This window comes from Roseicyclus sp. (assembly GCF_965662675.1).
Classification (GTDB): Bacteria; Pseudomonadota; Alphaproteobacteria; order Rhodobacterales; family Rhodobacteraceae; genus Roseicyclus.
This window is the reverse complement of record NZ_CBFIIK010000005.1, coordinates 21,530-36,565: the sequence shown is the minus strand read 5'-3', so window position 1 is coordinate 36,565 and position 15,036 is coordinate 21,530. Positions and strand designations below refer to the sequence as shown.

Below are 15,036 nucleotides of genomic sequence, written 5' to 3'. Positions count from 1 at the left end.
CGAGAGGTGGCCCGATGGGGCTACTGTGTCAAGGCCGGAACGCCCACGCGCCGCCAAAGTCGCTGTTCGCCCAAGGCCATACCATGGCGCGCCGCCAACAAGCGTTGGCCGCCAAGACCCGGCAGGGTCGTGAAGGCATCGAAAAGCGCATCCGCCCCCGTTGCATCGACCGGCACCTCCAAATCCTGTCCCGCTTCGCGCAGAACCCAGACAGCCGCACCCGCATGGTCGCGCCTGAGGGCAAGCTCGGTCAGTTCGGCAAGCGAGATCGCGCCGCCGGTGACCGGGCCCATGTAGAGAATGCGCCCCTCGATCACTTGTACGACACCGGGCCCGTCGCCTGCGCTGGCGAAACGGGCGCGCCGCACCGCAGGGATCAGCGCGAGCGCCGCCAAAACGGCCAGCACATAGCCGAAACCCTGCACCACCGGGCCGGGGCGCGCCGCGATCCACAAGCCCAGCGCCAGCACAAGGGCTGCCGCGATCACCTCGGCCCAGCGGCGCAGAAGGCGTGCGACTTCGGGCCGAAGAAACCCGATCACCGCCAATCCCCCAAGCGGGCCTGAAACAGTGTCAGCGCGGCCACGGCGGCGGTATCCGCGCGCAAAATGCGGGGACCAAGGGAAATGGCCGTGACGAAGGGCAGCGCGCGCAGGCGGTCGCGCTCGGCCGTGGAAAAGCCGCCTTCGGGACCGATCAGAATGGCCCAGCCCCCGGGCAAGGCATCGGTTGCGGCCCCGTCGGGCAAGGGCGCGGCGCGGCCAACCGCGTCTTCATCGGCAAAGATCAAGCGCCGCCCATCGGGCCAGTCCGACAGCAGCCGGTCGAGACGCTGCAAATCCGTGACCTCGGGCACGAAGGTGCCGCCGCATTGCTCGGCGGCCTCGATGGCATGGGCCTGTAGCCGGTCTTGGCGGATACGTTCGGCATTGGTGAAATCCGTCTGCACCGGAATGATGCGCGCGACCCCCATCTCGGTCGCTTTCTCTACGATGAAATCGGTGCGCGCTTTTTTGATCGGCGCGAACAACAGCCACAGGTCGGGTGGCAGCATCAAGGGCGCGGTTTGCACATCGCAGACAAGGCTGCCGCCGCGCTTGCCCGCCTCGGCCACGATGGCGCGCCATTCGCCGTCGCGGCCATTGAACAGTGCCACTTCGGCGCCCTGCCCCAACCGCATGACGTTGAACAGGTAATTGGCCTGCTCCCGCGACAGCGCGACCGTTTGCCCCGGCTGCAAGGCGTGGTCTACATAGAGACGTATCTTGGGACGGTCCGACATGGGGCAAAGACTATGAGCGAGGCCAGCGAAACACCAGAGGGTCAGGTGGCCGATGCGGTGCAGGGCAATTGGGTCGACCGCTTGGCCCCTCCCGCCACGCGGCCCTATCTGCGGCTCAGCCGCGCCGATCGCCCGATCGGGACATGGCTGTTGCTTTTGCCCTGCTGGTGGGCGGTTTTCCTAGCGGCAGCGTCGGGGGACGCCGGGCTTGGTCCAAGCGAGCTTTGGCTGTTCGCGGGCGCGGCCATCGGGGCTTTCTTGATGCGCGGTGCAGGCTGCACATGGAACGACATCACCGACCGCCATATCGACGGGTCGGTGGCGCGCACGCGGTCGCGGCCGATCCCATCGGGTCAGGTCAGCGTCACGCAAGCCTTGGTCTGGCTGGTGGCCCAAGCGCTGGTGGCCTTTGCGATCCTGTTGACCTTCAACCTCAACGCGATCGTCTTGGGCATCGCCTCTCTTTTGACGGTGGCGATCTATCCCTTCGCCAAGCGCTTCACATGGTGGCCGCAGGTATTTCTGGGCCTTGCCTTCAACTGGGGCGCTTTGCTGCTATGGACCGCGCAAACAGGCCAACTCGGCTGGCCGGCGATCTTGTTGTATCTCGGCGGGATCAGCTGGACGCTGTTCTACGATACGATTTATGCCCATCAAGATCGCGAGGATGACGCCTTGATCGGCGTGAAATCGACCGCGCGGCTTTTTGCACAGCATACGCGGGCATGGCTGCGCGTCTTTCTCATCGCGACGGTTGGATTGCTTGGTCTGGCGGTGCTTGTCGCGTTGGGCGATGCGTCGATCTTGGCCTTGGTTGTTGCGGTGGCCGGTGTCTGGGGCATGGGCTGGCACATGCTGTGGCAATTGCAGCAGCTCGATATCGATGACCCCGCGATCTGCCTGCGGCTGTTTCGCGCCAATCGTGATACGGGGTTGATCCCTGCGCTGTTTTTCGCCGTCGCGGCTTTGCTTTGATTGAACCCGAGCCCGCAAGACTGTAGGCCGCTGGGAAACCTCCGCGCGAAAGATGCCAAAACAGCTCATGATCCGGTCCCCCCTGCTTCTTCGCATTTGCGCCTTCGGCCTTGGGCTTACGCTGTGCATCGTGACGGCTGGCCTGCTTGCCTTGTGGATGGAGCGGCGGTCGGTCGATGCCATCAGCGGCGCGCTGGCGGAAGGCGGGCTGACTTGGGCCACGGTATCGGCGGATGGTCTCAAGGTCTTTCTCGACGGCACCGCACCGAACGAGGCTGCCGCCTTTCGGGCCAGCCAGCGCTCCGCGGCACTGGTCGATGCCGATCGCATCATCAGCCGGGTCGAGATCGCCCGGCGCGATGATCTGCGGCCGCCGCGTTTTTCCCTCGACATTCTGCGCGCAAGTGACGGGATTCAGGTCATCGGCCTTGTCCCGGCGGCGACGGGTGTCGATGCGATCAATGACACCGTGACGCAGCTTGCCCAAGGTGACGCCGTCGACAATCTGGTCGAGACCGCCGATTTCGCCGTGCCGCCCACATGGGAGGCGGCGCTTGGCTATGGGCTGAATGCGCTCAGCCGCCTTCCGCGATCCAAGGTCACCATCTATGCCGACCGGGTCGAGGTGCAGGCCATCGCTGAGAGCGTCGTCCAACAGGCCGAATTCATGCGGATGCTGGGCCAAAATCAGCCCGACGCGGTCGCGGTTTACCTCGATATCTCGGCACCGCGCCCGGTTTTCACACCTTTTCAGCTCAGGTTTTCAATCGGCGAGGGTGAAGCGCGCTTGGAAAGTTGCGCGGCCGATACCGAGGCTGCGCAGCGCCGTATCCAAGCCGCCGCTGTGGCCGCAGGCGCTGCGGCAAATCCCGTTTGCCAGATCGGGCTCGGGGCCCCTTCGGCGCAATGGAGCGACGCCGTTGTCACCGCGATCGCCGCCTTGGCGGATTTGGGCAATGGAACGATCGCCTTTTCCGATACCGACGTGACCTTGATCGCGGCCGAAGGCACCAGCCAAGACGATTTCGACCGGGTCATGGGGGAATTGGCCAATGCCTTGCCGGATCTGTTTTCGCTGCAAGGGGTCTTGACCCAAGCCAGCGAAAGCGGCGCGAGCCCCGAGGGCCCCGCCCGGCTGATCGCAACGCTGGATGCCGAAGGCCAAATGCGGCTGCGCGGGCGCGTACCCGAGGGTGCGGTCGGGCGCTCGGTCGAGGCCTTTGCCCGCGCTCTTTTCGGCGCGGAGCGTGCGGATATCGCGATGCGCGAGGTCGGCGACCTGCCTGCCGGTTGGTCGGTGCGCGCGATGATCGGGCTGGAGGCACTTTCACGGCTGAACGAAGGCACCATGACGCTGGAGCCCGAGGCGCTTTTGTTGCGCGGACGCACCGGCGATGCGGCGATGGAGGCAGAGCTTTCACGCTACTTGGGTGACGCCTTGGGCCAAGGGGCAGCTTTCGAACTGCGCGTCAGCTATCTCGAGGCGCTCGATCCCATGACGGCCCTGCCCAGCCCGGAAGACTGTGTCGCGCGCATCGATGCGATCCAGGCTGACACGAAGATCACCTTTGATCCCGGTTCGGTCGAGATCAACGAAAGCGCAGCCGCCATTCTCGATCAGATCGCGGCGGTGTTGCCCGATTGCCGCCATGTCAGGATGGAGATCGCAGGCCATACCGACAGCCAAGGCCGGGAGGAAATGAACCTCAACCTCAGCCAGTCGCGCGCGGCCGCGGTGCTTAACGGCCTTTTGGCGCGCAATGTGCTGGTGTCCAACCTCGTCGCCCAAGGCTATGGCGAAAGCCAACCGATTGCGTCGAACGAGACCGAGGCAGGACGCGAACAAAACCGCCGGATCACCTTCAGATTGCTGAGCGAAGCCAGCGATGAAAGCGTGCTGGAGAACGATGCACCCCAAGATCCGCGCGGCCCGTCGATCGGCAATCCGCAGCCACGCCCCGACCGAAGCCAAGATGGGGTCGCGCGCGCCCAAGAGCAGGAGTGACCTGAGTTGAACCGTCTCGAATTCGTCATCGCCATCGCGGCTATCTTGTTTGTCGCCTTTATTCTCGGATGGGTGGCGCACATGCTTTTGTCGCGCTTCCATCAAGTGTCGAGCGCCGATCTGAACGAAATGGATGCAATGGCAAAAGCGCTGCATGACGCCGAGGAAACCCGCGATCAAGCCATCGCTTATCTGCAGCAGCGTGAGGCGGAGCTGACGGGCCAGTTGAGCCAGACCGAGGCGGAATTACGCGCGACCATGGATGGGCTGCGCGAGGCACGCCAAGAGACCGAGGAATTGCGGCTCTATATCGAGCGGAGCAATCAAGGGCAGGATTGAAGGCCGGCGCCTTTCAGCGTGGTCGAGGATGGGGGCTCTGCCCCCGCCCGTTCCGGGCTCCCCCGGGATATTTTTGAAACGAAGAAGTCGGCGGGTTCGGGCGCCCTACTCGGGTTTTGACCATGCGCTGAGTGCATCTTCGTCTTCGGCGCGCGCCGTGACCCAGCTGGTTTGCGAGGCCGTGATCTCTTTCTTCCAGAAAGGGGCGCGTGATTTGAGGTAATCCATCAAGAAGGCGGCCGCATCGAAGGCATCGGCGCGGTGCCGCGCGGCGGTGGCGACCATCATGATCGGGTCGGACGGGGCAAGCGGGCCGTAGCGATGCAAGATCATCGCGTCGATCAGATTGAAACGCGCCAGCGCATCAGCCCGGATCGCGGCAAGGGCCGTTTCGGTCATGCCGGGGTAGTGTTCGATTTCCATCGCTTGCAGATCGCCGCTCGCCAGATCGCGGGTAAGACCCGAAAAGCTGACGACAGCGCCGGCACCGGGCACGGTCGCGGCGAAGGCATTGAGCTCGGCGCCCATGTCGAAAGGCGCGGATTGCACGCGGATGGGCGGAGCAGCCATGCTCAGCCCCCTGTCATCGGTGGGAAAAAGGCCACCTCGCGCGCGCCAGCGAGCGGTGCATCCATGCCGACCAATTCATGATCGATCGCCGCGCGGATCGCGCCCGGGTCGGAAAATGCCAAGGCATAGCCTTCGTCGCGGCCGCGCAGCTCGACGATCAGATCGGCAATGCTGACAGCCTCGGTCTCGACCGTTTCGGCGGATGTGCCAACGCGTTCGCGCAGCCAGGCGAAATAGCGAATTTCGAGTTTCATCACCGCTCCGTCAGATAGGGCATCGCCTTGCGGAAATAATCGAGCCCGGTGACCAGTGTCAGGGCGGCGGCGAACCACAAAAGGAAGAGCCCGCCATAAGACGACAGCATCAGGCCGCTGAATTTCCAGTTCAGCCCGACATCATCGCGGATCGCGCCATCGAGGATGCCCGCGACGATCTCGGCATTCATGCCCAAGGTCTGCATCACGAAGTAATGATCGAAGAGGCCCCAGGCGAAAAGCATGGTGATCGCCACCATCTGGACGAGCGTTTTCCATTTCGCCAGCTGCGTGACCTTGAGCGTGCTGGCCTGATGGCCCAAGAACTCGCGCAGGCCCGACACAAAAACCTCGCGCAGCAAGATCGCGACGACGGGGATCAAGGTCCAGGCGGTGATGCCATGGATGCCGAGGATCACCGCAAGCGCGATCACCACCACGGCCTTGTCCGCGATCGGGTCGAGCATGGCGCCGAAACGGCTGATCTGGTTCCACGCGCGGGCAAGGTAGCCGTCGACATAATCGGTCAGCGAGGCGAGCAGAAAGATCGTCATCGCCGCCCAATCCGCGAAAGGGCGGGGCAGGATCAAGAACACCAGCGCGACCATCGGGGCGGCGATCATGCGGGCGACAGTCAGGATATTTGGCAAGGTCCAGCGCATGAGGGATGGGTAGCGCGAATGCGGCTCCGGCGGAAGGGGGGCGTTAGCCGCGCTCGTGGAAATGATCGTAGATCTTCTGTGCCAAGGCCTCGTTCACGCCGTCGACGGCCCGCAGATCCGCGAGATCCGCGCGCGCAACAGCCTTGGCCGAGCCGAAATGGGCCAAAAGCGCGCGTTTGCGCGCGGCGCCAACCCCGGCGATATCATCAAGCGGCGTGGCCGAGACGGCCTTGGCCCGCTTGGCGCGATGCGCGCCAATGGCGAAGCGATGCGCCTCGTCGCGTAGGCGTTGGATGAAGTAAAGCACCGGATCGTTGCGTTGCAGGGCGGTGGGACGATGACCGGGACGATGGAATTCCTCCTTTCCCTGATCGCGATCGATGCCCTTGGCAACACCGATGAAGGGGATATCGTCGATGCCGAGATCATCCATGATCTGCTTCACGGCGGAAACTTGCCCAGCGCCCCCGTCGATGAGCAGGAGATCGGGCCAAATGGCGGTTTCGCGATCGGGATCTTCCTTGAGAAGTCGCTGGAATCGGCGGGTCAGTACCTCTTTCATCATCCCGAAATCATCGCCGGGCGTCAGATCGGTGCCGCGGATATTGAATTTGCGATATTGCGATTTGAGAAACCCGTCGGGGCCCGCGACGATCATTGCGCCGACCGCGTCGGTGCCTTGGATATGGGAGTTGTCATAAACCTCGATCCGCTGCGGCGGGGCGTCGAGCGTGAAGGCATCGGCCAGCCCTTCGAGCAGCTTGGTCTGCGCTTGCCCTTCGGCCATGCGGCGGGCGAGGCTTTCGCGCGCATTGCGCAGCGCGCCATCGACCAGCTCGGCCTTTTCGCCGCGTTGCGGGACCAAGAGTTCGACCTTCCGGCCCAGCTTTTGCGACAGCGCATCGACCATCAGATCGGCATTCTCGATCATATGGCTGAGGATCAGCTGGGGGGGTGGGTCTTTTTGGTCGTAGAATTGGCCCAAGAACGCCTCGAGCACCTCGGGTGGTTCGATATCGGGGCCGATGCGCGGATAGTAATCCTTGTTGCCCCAGTTTTGATTGGCGCGGATGAAAAAGACCTGCACGCAGGCCTGCCCGCCCTCCATGTGGAGCGCGATCACATCGGCCTCGCGCACGCCACGCGGGTTGATGCCTTGGGCCGATTGCACATTGGTCAGCGCGCGGATGCGGTCACGCAAGGCGGCAGCGCGCTCGAATTCCATCGCCTCGGCGGCTTGCGTCATCTGGGTTGCAAGTTGCGCCTGCAATTCGGTCGAGTCGCCCTTGAGAAAGCGCATCGCATCATTGACCGAGCCCGCGTAATCAGCCGCGCTTATCTGTCCGGTGCAAGGGGCAGAGCAGCGCTTGATCTGGTAAAGCAAGCACGGGCGGCTGCGGCTTTCAAAAGTGGCATCGGTGCAATTGCGCAAAAGAAACACGCGTTGCAGCTGGTTCAATGTGCGGTTGACGGCGCCCGCGCTGGCAAAGGGGCCGAAATAGTCGCCCTTTGCCGTCTTGGCACCGCGATGTTTCATGATCTGCGGAAACGCATGGTCGCGGGTGACAAGAATATTGGGAAAGGACTTATCATCACGCAAAAGCACGTTGTAGCGGGGCTTCAACTGTTTGATGAGGTTTTGCTCCAGCAGCAACGCCTCGGTCTCGGTGCGCGTGGTCAGGAACATCATCGCGGCGGTCTCGCGGATCATCCGGGCGATACGAGGGCTGTGGCCCGTGGGCTTGGCGTAGTTCGACACACGTTTCTTCAGCGCACGCGCCTTGCCGACGTAAAGCACACGGCTTTGCACATCGAGCATGCGGTAAACACCCGGCGAATTGTCGAGTGAGCGCAGATAGGCGTGGATCACCTCATGGCCGGTGGCGGGGCCGCTTTCGGGCGTCTGTGGCATCGTCATGTGTGCTTTCGCGATTCCCTTGATGGCTGCAACGCAACCGAGGGATGATCAAGTGCTAAGCTTTCCACCAAAGCTGTGGATAAGACTGCGGAGAAAACAGGGGAGAGCGGAATTTTTCTTTGTTTTTGCATAGGTTCTGCGATTTGCCCAAAAAATAGGCTTATATCTAACGCATTGGTTTCATGCGGTATATTTTTTCAAACTGTATAAGATTAAGCATTTGTTACGTTAATTTAACAAATGCTTCACATTCCAAGGCGCGGTGGAAAAGTACCGATCCCCATCGAAAGGTGGCGCTATTCAACGCCAAGGACATCCGGCGTTTCCCAGCCAAGATGTTGACCGCCATCGACACAGATCAATTGGCCCGTGACCGCGCGCGCATCGAGCAGATATCGCAGCGCGTCGCAGATGCCTTTTGCATCGGCACCGCGCTTGAGAATGGTGGCGGCGCGCTGACGCGCGAAATGTGCAGCACTCTGTCTTGCGCCTTGTAGTGTCGGGCCGGGGCCGATGGCATTGACGCGCACATGGGGGGCCAAGGCCTGAGCGGCGGTGCGGGTCAGCGCCCAAAGGCCCATCTTGGCGATGGTGTAGGACATGAATTCCGGCGTCAGCTTATGCACCCGCTGGTCGATCATATTGACGACAAGACCTTGTGCCAGCGGCTCGCCATTTTCATCGGCGACCGGATCGGGGATCTGCGCGGCGAAGGCCTGCGTCAGGACGAAAGGCGCGCGCAGGTTGGATTCCATATGCCGGTCCCAACTGTCGCGCGTGGCACTTGCCAAGTTGTCGTATTCAAAGATCGAGGCGTTGTTGATCAGCACTGTGATCGGCGCCCCCAAGGCGGCGACGGCGCGCGGCACAAGCGCCTGCATGTCATCTTCGCGGGTCAGGTCGGCCTGTAGGGTCGCGGCGCGCACACCCAGCGCGCGCACCTCCTTTGCCGTTTGCTCGGCCGCGTCGGCGCTGCCGGCATAATGGATGGCGACATCATGGCCGGCTTGCGCCAATTCCAGCGCCATTGCCCGACCCAGCCGCAGCGCCGCCCCTGTCACCAATGCCGTCATCTGTGCTGCCTCATGCGAAAATGCTTACCATGTAGGCAAGATAGAGCCCGGTGAAGATCGCGCCAATCACGCGGCCCATCGGCCAGCGCAAGAACACGAACGGGGCGAGAACCAACGTGGCGGCCAGCATCACCCAAAGGTCGACCCGCAAGATCGCCGGATCGACGGGGATTGGCCCCACCAGCGCGGCCACACCGATGATCCCCATCAGGTTGAACATGTTCGAACCGATCACATTGCCGATCGCCACATCGGCATGGCGGCGCAGCGCGGCCATGACGGTCGTGGCCAATTCCGGCAACGATGTGCCGATCGCGACCAAGGTCAGACCGATCACGGTTTCGCTGATCCCGACATCACGCGCGATGGCGACCGCGCTGTCGACGAACAGGTCCGCCCCCAAGGGCAGGCCGATCAGACCAAGGAAAAGGTAGATCGCGATCTGCCATGTCGGCATATCGGGGTCGGCCTCTTCCAGAAGTTCTTGATCATCTTGCGCGGCAAGCGCATCGGCCGTGGCGCGGCGATGGGATTGCGCGCTGCGTGCGGCATCCACCAAGATCAGGCCCAGCCCCCCCAAAAGGATCAGCCCGTGCCACCAGACATAGGGGCCGGCAAAGCCCAACGCGATGAACACAAGCGTGCCGATTAGCATGAAGATGTAGCTGCGCCGCGTATCGCTACCGACGCCCAAGCCGAAGATGAGCGCGGGCACACCAAGGATCAGCAAGACATTCGCCGTGTTCGAGCCCACGACATTGCCCAAGGCCAGACCCGGCACATCGCCGAGAACGGCCTTGATCGAAATCAGCAACTCGGGCGCCGAGGTACCGAAGGCCACCACGGTCAAGCTGACGATCAGCGCGGGAATGCCAAGGCGCAGGCTGAGATTGACCGCCCCTTTGACCAGCGCATCGCCCGCAAGCAACAAGATGATCAGCCCGAGACCGGCATAGAATAAATCGAAGATCACCGGGTCAACCTTTGTCGTTGCGGCAATGGCGACAGGGGCCGCCGCGCAGATTGTAGCGCCCGCAATCAGGGCATAGGCGCGGCTTGGGCAATTGCGCCTTGCCCCCGCCCTTGCGCCCGATACCGGGCAGGCGGAGACGGCCGAACATGGCCAGCACCACCATGAAGATCAAAAAGAGGCTGACGATCTTGAGCATCAGGTCAGACCAAAGCGCGCCCAATGGCTGCGGTCTTCGACCCCGGCCAAGACTTCGGCACCAAGGCTTGCGCCGAAACGCTGAAAAAGACCGCGCTTAGGTCCATAGTGGCGCAAACGCACCTTGTCGCCGTACAGCGCGGTGAGCTTGGGCATCATATGGGCGACACCATCGGCCAGCCCCAGCTCGACCGCGCGCGCCCCCGCCCAAAAGCGGCCTGTGAACAGCTCTTCGGCCGCGTTCAGGCGATCGCCGCGGCGCGCGGTGACATGAGCGATGAAGCTGGCGTGGATCTGATCCTGGATCGCGCGCAGGCGGACCACATCCTCGGGGTTTTCGGGTTTGAAAGGATCGAGCAGGGATTTGTCGCGCCCGGCTGTGTGCAAGCGACGCTCAACCCCGATGCGCGCGATAGCATCGCTGAAACCGAAACCCGCCGAGATCACGCCGATCGAGCCGAGGATCGAGCTTTCATCGACCCAGATGTCATCGGCGGCACACGCCAGCCAGTAGCCGCCCGAGGCCGCGACATCCTCGACGAAGGCATGGATGGGAATGCCCTTTTCATCGGCAAGGCGACGGATGCGCGCCGCGATGAGCGAGGATTGTGCCGGGCTGCCGCCGGGGGAATTCAGCACCAAGGCCACGGCGGCAGGCTTGCCCTTGGCAAATGCCCGTTCGATGGCCGGGGCAAGCGCCTGATCGCTCAGCCCGCCACCACGGGCAGAGGCCACGATGACACCCGACAGGCGGATCACCGAGACGACGGGGGCTTTGGAGATGAACGGGACGAAGCGTTTCATGTGATCCGATGTAGAGTGCGGCTTGCGCGGGAACAAGGCGGCGGCGGTGGAATGACGGCGCTGTGGTTTGTTCGCATCGGCGGATGCGCAGGGGTGGCACGGTCGCAGCAAGGGGGGGCGCTGCCCCCCCACGGGCTCCGCCCGCCCCCCGGGATATTTATGAAACGAAGAAGGATGTGGGTCCGTGGCCTGATATTCAGCCGCTCAGCATCTCGCGCAGGGTGGTCTTGAGCACCTTGCCGTAATTGTTCCGGGGCAGATCGGCGATGGGGATATAGGCCTTGGGGCGTTTGAACCGGGCGAGCGCGTTCAACAGATGCGCATCGAGCGTCACGGGATCGGGTGTCGCGCCGGGTGCAGGGACGATGAAAGCCACCACCTCTTCGCCCCATGCGGGCGAGGGGCGCCCGACGACGGCCACCGCGTGGACCGATGGATGGGTCAGCAAGACCTCTTCGATCTCGCGCGGATAGATGTTCGTGCCGCCCGAGATGATCACATCCTTGGAGCGGTCGACCAATGTCAGGTAGCCATCCGCATCGAGGTGCCCCAGATCGCCGGTCTTGAGCCATCCATCGATCAGCGTGGCGGCGGTGGCGTTCGGGTTGTTCCAATAGCCGGGCATCACGGGGGCGCCACGCACCATGACCTCGCCCGTCTGGCCGAGGGGAAGGGGTTGGCCCTGCGCATCCATGATGGCGAGCGTCACGGCGCTTTGCGCCCGGCCGACCGAGGCGAGGCGTTCGCGCCAACGCGGGTGGCGGCGATCGGCGATATCGGCGCGCGACAAGGCAGTGATCGCCATGGGGCATTCGCCTTGGCCGTAGATCTGGACGAAGCGGGGGCCGAAACAGGCCACCGCCTCTTCGATATCGGCGCGATACATCGGCCCACCACCATAGACGATGGTCTTGATCCCATGGCCGGGGCTTTTCGCAGCACGCGCGGCATCGGTCAGGCGGCGCAGCATGGTCGGCGCCATGAACATGGATGTGGGGCCATGCGCTTGTGATAAGGCCAAGACCTCGCCGGGATCGAAGACGCCCGAGCGCGGCACGATATGGCGCGCGCCCATGCGCACATGGATGGGCGCGTAAAGCCCCGCGCCATGGCTCATCGGTGCGGCGTAAAGCGCCGCATCCTTGGCGCTGACTGGGTCCACATCGACGGGGTAGCACAGCGATGTGGCCATCAGCATGCCATGGGTGATCTGCACCCCCTTGGGTCGGCCGGTGGTGCCCGAAGTGTAGAAAAGCCATGCCAGATCATCCGCATCGCGCGGAGTGACCGCACCAGGCGGGCCGGCCGTGAGCGTCGCGAAATCGGGATTGTCGAGGCAGACAATGGGCAGCGGGGTCTGGGCGGCCAAGCTTTCGCGCAGCGCGGCATCCGCGAAGATCTGGGTCGCGCCGCTATCGTGCAGGATAAAGGCGACCTCCTTGGGATGAAGTTTGGCATTGATCGGCACGATCACGCCACCTGCGATCCAGACGCCGAACATGGCAACGAGGTAGTCGGGCGTGTTGGCGGCGCAAAGTGCCACCCGGCCGCCCTTGGACAGACCACGCGCGCTCAGCCCTGCGGCCAGGGATGCCGCGCGGGCGTGAAACGATGCATAATCGGCCAAGAGGTCATCGCCGTGCATCAAGGCGGGCGCGTCACCCGCGATATGGGCGGTCCGTTCAAGCCAATGGGCGATATTCATCGAAACCTCTCGCGTCGGGTTGTGGGTAATCTTCCGCGTCTGGCGCGGGCAAGCAAGGGCCGCTAGGGTCAAAGCGGGCCATGCAGGAGATCCGCCGTGCCGCATGATATCGTCATCTTGGGCGTCTTCGTCGCCGACGCCGCCTTTCGCAGTGACCGCCTGCCCGTCTTGGGCGAGACGAAAATCGCCACGGGCTTCACGCTCGGACCGGGCGGCAAAGGGTCGAACCAAGCGGTTGCCGCAGCGCGCGCCGGGGGGGATGTGGGCTTCATCACCCGCATCGGCGACGACGCATTCGGGCAGATGGGCCAGCGGGTCTGGGCCGCGGCGGGGGTCAATCCGTTGATCACCTGTGACCCCGATCATCCGACCGGGGCCGCGGGGATTTTCATCGAAGAGGGCAGCGGGCGGAATGCGATCTTGATCAGCCCAGGCGCGGCGGGGGCCATCACGACGGCCGATCTGACGCCCCATGCGGCGCTGATCGCGGGGGCCAAGGTGGCGGTGACGCAGCTGGAACAGCCAGTCGCGGTCGCGCGTGACTTTCTGCGGATTGCGCAAGCGGGTGGAGCGATCACCATCCTGAACCCCGCCCCGGCGACATCCCTGCCCGGCGAGATGCTGGGGCTGTGCGATTACGTCACCCCGAACGAGACCGAGGCCGCGGCGCTGACTGGCATCGCCGTCGTCGATCTGAATAGTGCCGCGGCTGCGGCCGAGGCGCTTTTGGCGCAAGGCGTCCGGCAGGCCGCGATCATCACGCTGGGCGCCGAAGGTGCGCTGGTGCGCGATCGCAAGGGCGCGCGGCATATTCCCCAGATGCAGGCCGGGACGGTTGTCGATACGACCGGGGCGGGCGATGCGTTCAACGGCGGGTTCGCCTGCGCATTGGCGCAGGGGATGGATCTGGACCGTGCCTTGCGGTTCGCCACCGCCGTTGCCGCGATCTCGGTCACGCGCGCAGGAACGGCGGCCGCCATGCCCGCAGCGGCCGAAATTCGCGCGCTTTTGCAGGGCTAGTCGAGTAGCGCCGCCTCCTCGAAAACCGCGCGCGCTGCATCATGATGGGCCTTGGGCAAGAGGTCGAAGAACCGCGCACGGATCGCGGGCCATTGCGGGGCTGCGGCCAGAAAGCGGAAGCGGTGGTAATGCAGGATATGGGCGTCGGGCGTATGGGCGATGTCGCTTCCGCGATAGGATAGCGCGTAGTTCCAGCTTTCCTCCAGCACATGTGCCGTGTAGCCGAAGCGCGCCACGGCCAGCGGCAGGGTGATCTGGTCGAGCCAAGGCCGTTTGTTGGCGATCTTGCAGTTATGATCGAAATCCAGCGCGGTTTCGAGCCAATGCTCGGCGAAGCGCTTGCCATCGGGCTGGGGGGCCTCAGGCATGGCGACAAGGCCCGCGTTGAAATAGGGCAGATGCTCGGGCCGATCACCGCGCAACAGCCGCACGCGCGTTGTCGGCATGGGCAGATCGTAATGGGCGTAAGCGCGCTCCCAACGTTCATCCGGGCCCCATGTGGCGCGCCCCTCGGGGGCGGCCGCGATTTGGTCGTCGGGCAGGTCGGACAGCTCGGTCAGATCGCGCAAGCAGACCATGTCGGTATCGAGAAAGATCGACCACCCGGCCCCTCGTGGATCGCTGGCGGCAAGGAGCTTGTTGCCATGTGGATAGGGCTTGGCCCATTTCGGCGGCGGCGGCAGCGGGCGCAAGGCGACCCCGGCCGCCGCATAGACCGCTCGCGTGACCGGCCCGATCTGGGGCAGCCATTCGGGGCTGGCATAGGCATAGATGTGAACATCGGACCGCCCGTTATGCGCATGGGCGAGGCTGGCGGCCAAAAGCCATGATTGGATTTCCAAACGCTGGCCATCGGCGACAAAGAAAATATGCGTATCCGCCATGCCCGATGCGCCCCCATTTACGCGACTACCGCGTGAACGATGCACAAATCAGGCGGGGCTGGCCAGATCAGATGACCAGATCGGCGACGAAAATCCCGTCATGGCCCCCGGCGCTGGCCGCAACCAGCATCGCGCCCGCGCGGATATGGTCGGGATGGCCCTCATAGGCAAGATGCGCGGCGCGGTCGGCGAAGGTCACCGTGAACCCATAGGTGAAGCGCGCCGATTTCCCCTCGAAATCGCGGTTGGGGCCATGGTTGAAGCCCGCCGCCCCCGGCACCGCGTCACAGACAGCGGCAAGGATCGGCATGGCGGCCTTGATCTGGTCCAAGCCCTGCGCGCTTGCCGGTTCCAGCAAGACGATATGATGCAGCATC

The 15,036-nt window shown here is 63.8% G+C and carries 17 protein-coding genes; 4 read left to right on the top strand and 13 right to left on the bottom strand.

Annotated features, from left to right (window positions below; genetic code table 11):
• Nucleotides 1-20 precede the first annotated feature (20 nt).
• Both ACTG4J_RS02300 and ACTG4J_RS02295 read right to left on the bottom strand, forming a co-directional pair.
• Nucleotides 21-542 carry a hypothetical protein gene (locus tag ACTG4J_RS02300; RefSeq protein ID WP_439136875.1) on the bottom strand — a complete coding sequence of 174 codons (522 nt, stop codon included), beginning with the start codon at nt 540-542 and terminating at the stop codon, nt 21-23.
• Nucleotides 539-1,282 carry a 16S rRNA (uracil(1498)-N(3))-methyltransferase gene (locus ACTG4J_RS02295; protein WP_439136874.1) on the bottom strand — a complete coding sequence of 248 codons (744 nt, stop codon included), beginning with the start codon at nt 1,280-1,282 and terminating at the stop codon, nt 539-541. Before ACTG4J_RS02295 ends, ACTG4J_RS02300 begins: the two co-directional genes overlap by 4 nt.
• A 12-nt stretch (nt 1,283-1,294) precedes the next feature.
• Between ACTG4J_RS02295 and ubiA the strand changes: the two genes are divergently transcribed.
• From ubiA to ACTG4J_RS02280, 3 genes are all read left to right on the top strand, one after another.
• Entirely contained in the window at nt 1,295-2,257 is a 963-nt protein-coding gene (gene ubiA, locus ACTG4J_RS02290) for a 4-hydroxybenzoate octaprenyltransferase (protein WP_439136873.1), read from the top strand.
• 67 nt (nt 2,258-2,324) lie between these two features.
• On the top strand, nt 2,325-4,262 hold the full coding sequence (locus ACTG4J_RS02285) for an OmpA family protein (protein ID WP_439136872.1): 1,938 nt from the start codon (nt 2,325-2,327) through the stop codon (nt 4,260-4,262).
• Nucleotides 4,263-4,268: 6 nt separating this feature from the next.
• Nucleotides 4,269-4,601, top strand: a complete 333-nt coding sequence (locus ACTG4J_RS02280) for a hypothetical protein (protein ID WP_439136871.1) — start codon at nt 4,269-4,271, stop codon at nt 4,599-4,601.
• A gap of 105 nt (nt 4,602-4,706) precedes the next feature.
• Here the strand turns inward: ACTG4J_RS02280 and ACTG4J_RS02275 are convergent, their stop codons facing one another.
• From ACTG4J_RS02275 to ACTG4J_RS02235, 9 genes are all read right to left on the bottom strand, one after another.
• Nucleotides 4,707-5,171 carry a molybdenum cofactor biosynthesis protein MoaE gene (locus ACTG4J_RS02275; RefSeq protein WP_439136870.1) on the bottom strand — a complete coding sequence of 155 codons (465 nt, stop codon included), beginning with the start codon at nt 5,169-5,171 and terminating at the stop codon, nt 4,707-4,709.
• Between the two features lie 2 nt (nt 5,172-5,173).
• Nucleotides 5,174-5,425 (bottom strand): MoaD/ThiS family protein, encoded by a 252-nt coding sequence (locus ACTG4J_RS02270; protein WP_439136869.1) that lies wholly within the window; start codon nt 5,423-5,425, stop codon nt 5,174-5,176.
• Nucleotides 5,425-6,087 carry a CDP-diacylglycerol--glycerol-3-phosphate 3-phosphatidyltransferase gene (pgsA, locus tag ACTG4J_RS02265; protein ID WP_439136868.1) on the bottom strand — a complete coding sequence of 221 codons (663 nt, stop codon included), beginning with the start codon at nt 6,085-6,087 and terminating at the stop codon, nt 5,425-5,427. The genes ACTG4J_RS02270 and pgsA overlap by 1 nt, the downstream gene beginning before the upstream one ends.
• A 43-nt stretch (nt 6,088-6,130) precedes the next feature.
• Nucleotides 6,131-7,999 (bottom strand): excinuclease ABC subunit UvrC, encoded by a 1,869-nt coding sequence (gene uvrC / locus ACTG4J_RS02260; RefSeq protein WP_439136905.1) that lies wholly within the window; start codon nt 7,997-7,999, stop codon nt 6,131-6,133.
• A 302-nt stretch (nt 8,000-8,301) separates the two neighbouring features.
• Entirely contained in the window at nt 8,302-9,078 is a 777-nt protein-coding gene (locus ACTG4J_RS02255) for an SDR family oxidoreductase (RefSeq protein ID WP_439136867.1), read from the bottom strand.
• Nucleotides 9,079-9,088: 10 nt separating this feature from the next.
• Entirely contained in the window at nt 9,089-10,048 is a 960-nt protein-coding gene (locus ACTG4J_RS02250; protein WP_439136904.1) for a calcium/sodium antiporter, read from the bottom strand.
• Between the two features lie 7 nt (nt 10,049-10,055).
• The gene (locus ACTG4J_RS02245; RefSeq protein ID WP_439136903.1) at nt 10,056-10,250 is read right to left on the bottom strand and encodes a hypothetical protein; all 195 of its coding nucleotides are present in this window, start codon (nt 10,248-10,250) and stop codon (nt 10,056-10,058) included.
• A complete protein-coding gene (locus ACTG4J_RS02240) occupies nt 10,247-11,050 on the bottom strand; it encodes a S49 family peptidase (RefSeq protein ID WP_439136866.1) in 804 nt (267 codons plus the stop codon). The genes ACTG4J_RS02245 and ACTG4J_RS02240 overlap by 4 nt, the downstream gene beginning before the upstream one ends.
• A 196-nt stretch (nt 11,051-11,246) precedes the next feature.
• Nucleotides 11,247-12,755 carry a class I adenylate-forming enzyme family protein gene (locus ACTG4J_RS02235; protein WP_439136865.1) on the bottom strand — a complete coding sequence of 503 codons (1,509 nt, stop codon included), beginning with the start codon at nt 12,753-12,755 and terminating at the stop codon, nt 11,247-11,249.
• A gap of 96 nt (nt 12,756-12,851) precedes the next feature.
• Between ACTG4J_RS02235 and ACTG4J_RS02230 the strand changes: the two genes are divergently transcribed.
• A complete protein-coding gene (locus ACTG4J_RS02230; protein WP_439136864.1) occupies nt 12,852-13,775 on the top strand; it encodes a ribokinase in 924 nt (307 codons plus the stop codon).
• Here ACTG4J_RS02230 and ACTG4J_RS02225 read toward each other — a convergent pair.
• Entirely contained in the window at nt 13,772-14,659 is an 888-nt protein-coding gene (locus ACTG4J_RS02225; RefSeq protein ID WP_439136863.1) for a hypothetical protein, read from the bottom strand. The two genes, ACTG4J_RS02230 and ACTG4J_RS02225, sit on opposite strands and share 4 nt — an antisense overlap.
• A 67-nt stretch (nt 14,660-14,726) precedes the next feature.
• Nucleotides 14,727-15,035 (bottom strand): Dabb family protein, encoded by a 309-nt coding sequence (locus ACTG4J_RS02220; protein WP_439136862.1) that lies wholly within the window; start codon nt 15,033-15,035, stop codon nt 14,727-14,729.
• Between the last annotated feature and the right edge of the window lies 1 nt (nt 15,036).

Coding starts and splice junctions, on each gene's coding strand:
- ACTG4J_RS02235 (WP_439136865.1), bottom strand. CDS start 12,755: ATGAATATCGCCCATTGGCTTGAACGGACCGCCCATATCGCGGGTGAC.
- uvrC (WP_439136905.1), bottom strand. CDS start 7,999: ATGCCACAGACGCCCGAAAGCGGCCCCGCCACCGGCCATGAGGTGATC.
- pgsA (WP_439136868.1), bottom strand. CDS start 6,087: ATGCGCTGGACCTTGCCAAATATCCTGACTGTCGCCCGCATGATCGCC.
- ubiA (WP_439136873.1), top strand. CDS start 1,295: ATGAGCGAGGCCAGCGAAACACCAGAGGGTCAGGTGGCCGATGCGGTG.
- ACTG4J_RS02275 (WP_439136870.1), bottom strand. CDS start 5,171: ATGGCTGCTCCGCCCATCCGCGTGCAATCCGCGCCTTTCGACATGGGC.
- ACTG4J_RS02270 (WP_439136869.1), bottom strand. CDS start 5,425: ATGAAACTCGAAATTCGCTATTTCGCCTGGCTGCGCGAACGCGTTGGC.
- ACTG4J_RS02285 (WP_439136872.1), top strand. CDS start 2,325: ATGATCCGGTCCCCCCTGCTTCTTCGCATTTGCGCCTTCGGCCTTGGG.
- ACTG4J_RS02220 (WP_439136862.1), bottom strand. CDS start 15,035: ATGCTGCATCATATCGTCTTGCTGGAACCGGCAAGCGCGCAGGGCTTG.
- ACTG4J_RS02295 (WP_439136874.1), bottom strand. CDS start 1,282: ATGTCGGACCGTCCCAAGATACGTCTCTATGTAGACCACGCCTTGCAG.
- ACTG4J_RS02240 (WP_439136866.1), bottom strand. CDS start 11,050: ATGAAACGCTTCGTCCCGTTCATCTCCAAAGCCCCCGTCGTCTCGGTG.
- ACTG4J_RS02255 (WP_439136867.1), bottom strand. CDS start 9,078: ATGACGGCATTGGTGACAGGGGCGGCGCTGCGGCTGGGTCGGGCAATG.
- ACTG4J_RS02225 (WP_439136863.1), bottom strand. CDS start 14,659: ATGGCGGATACGCATATTTTCTTTGTCGCCGATGGCCAGCGTTTGGAA.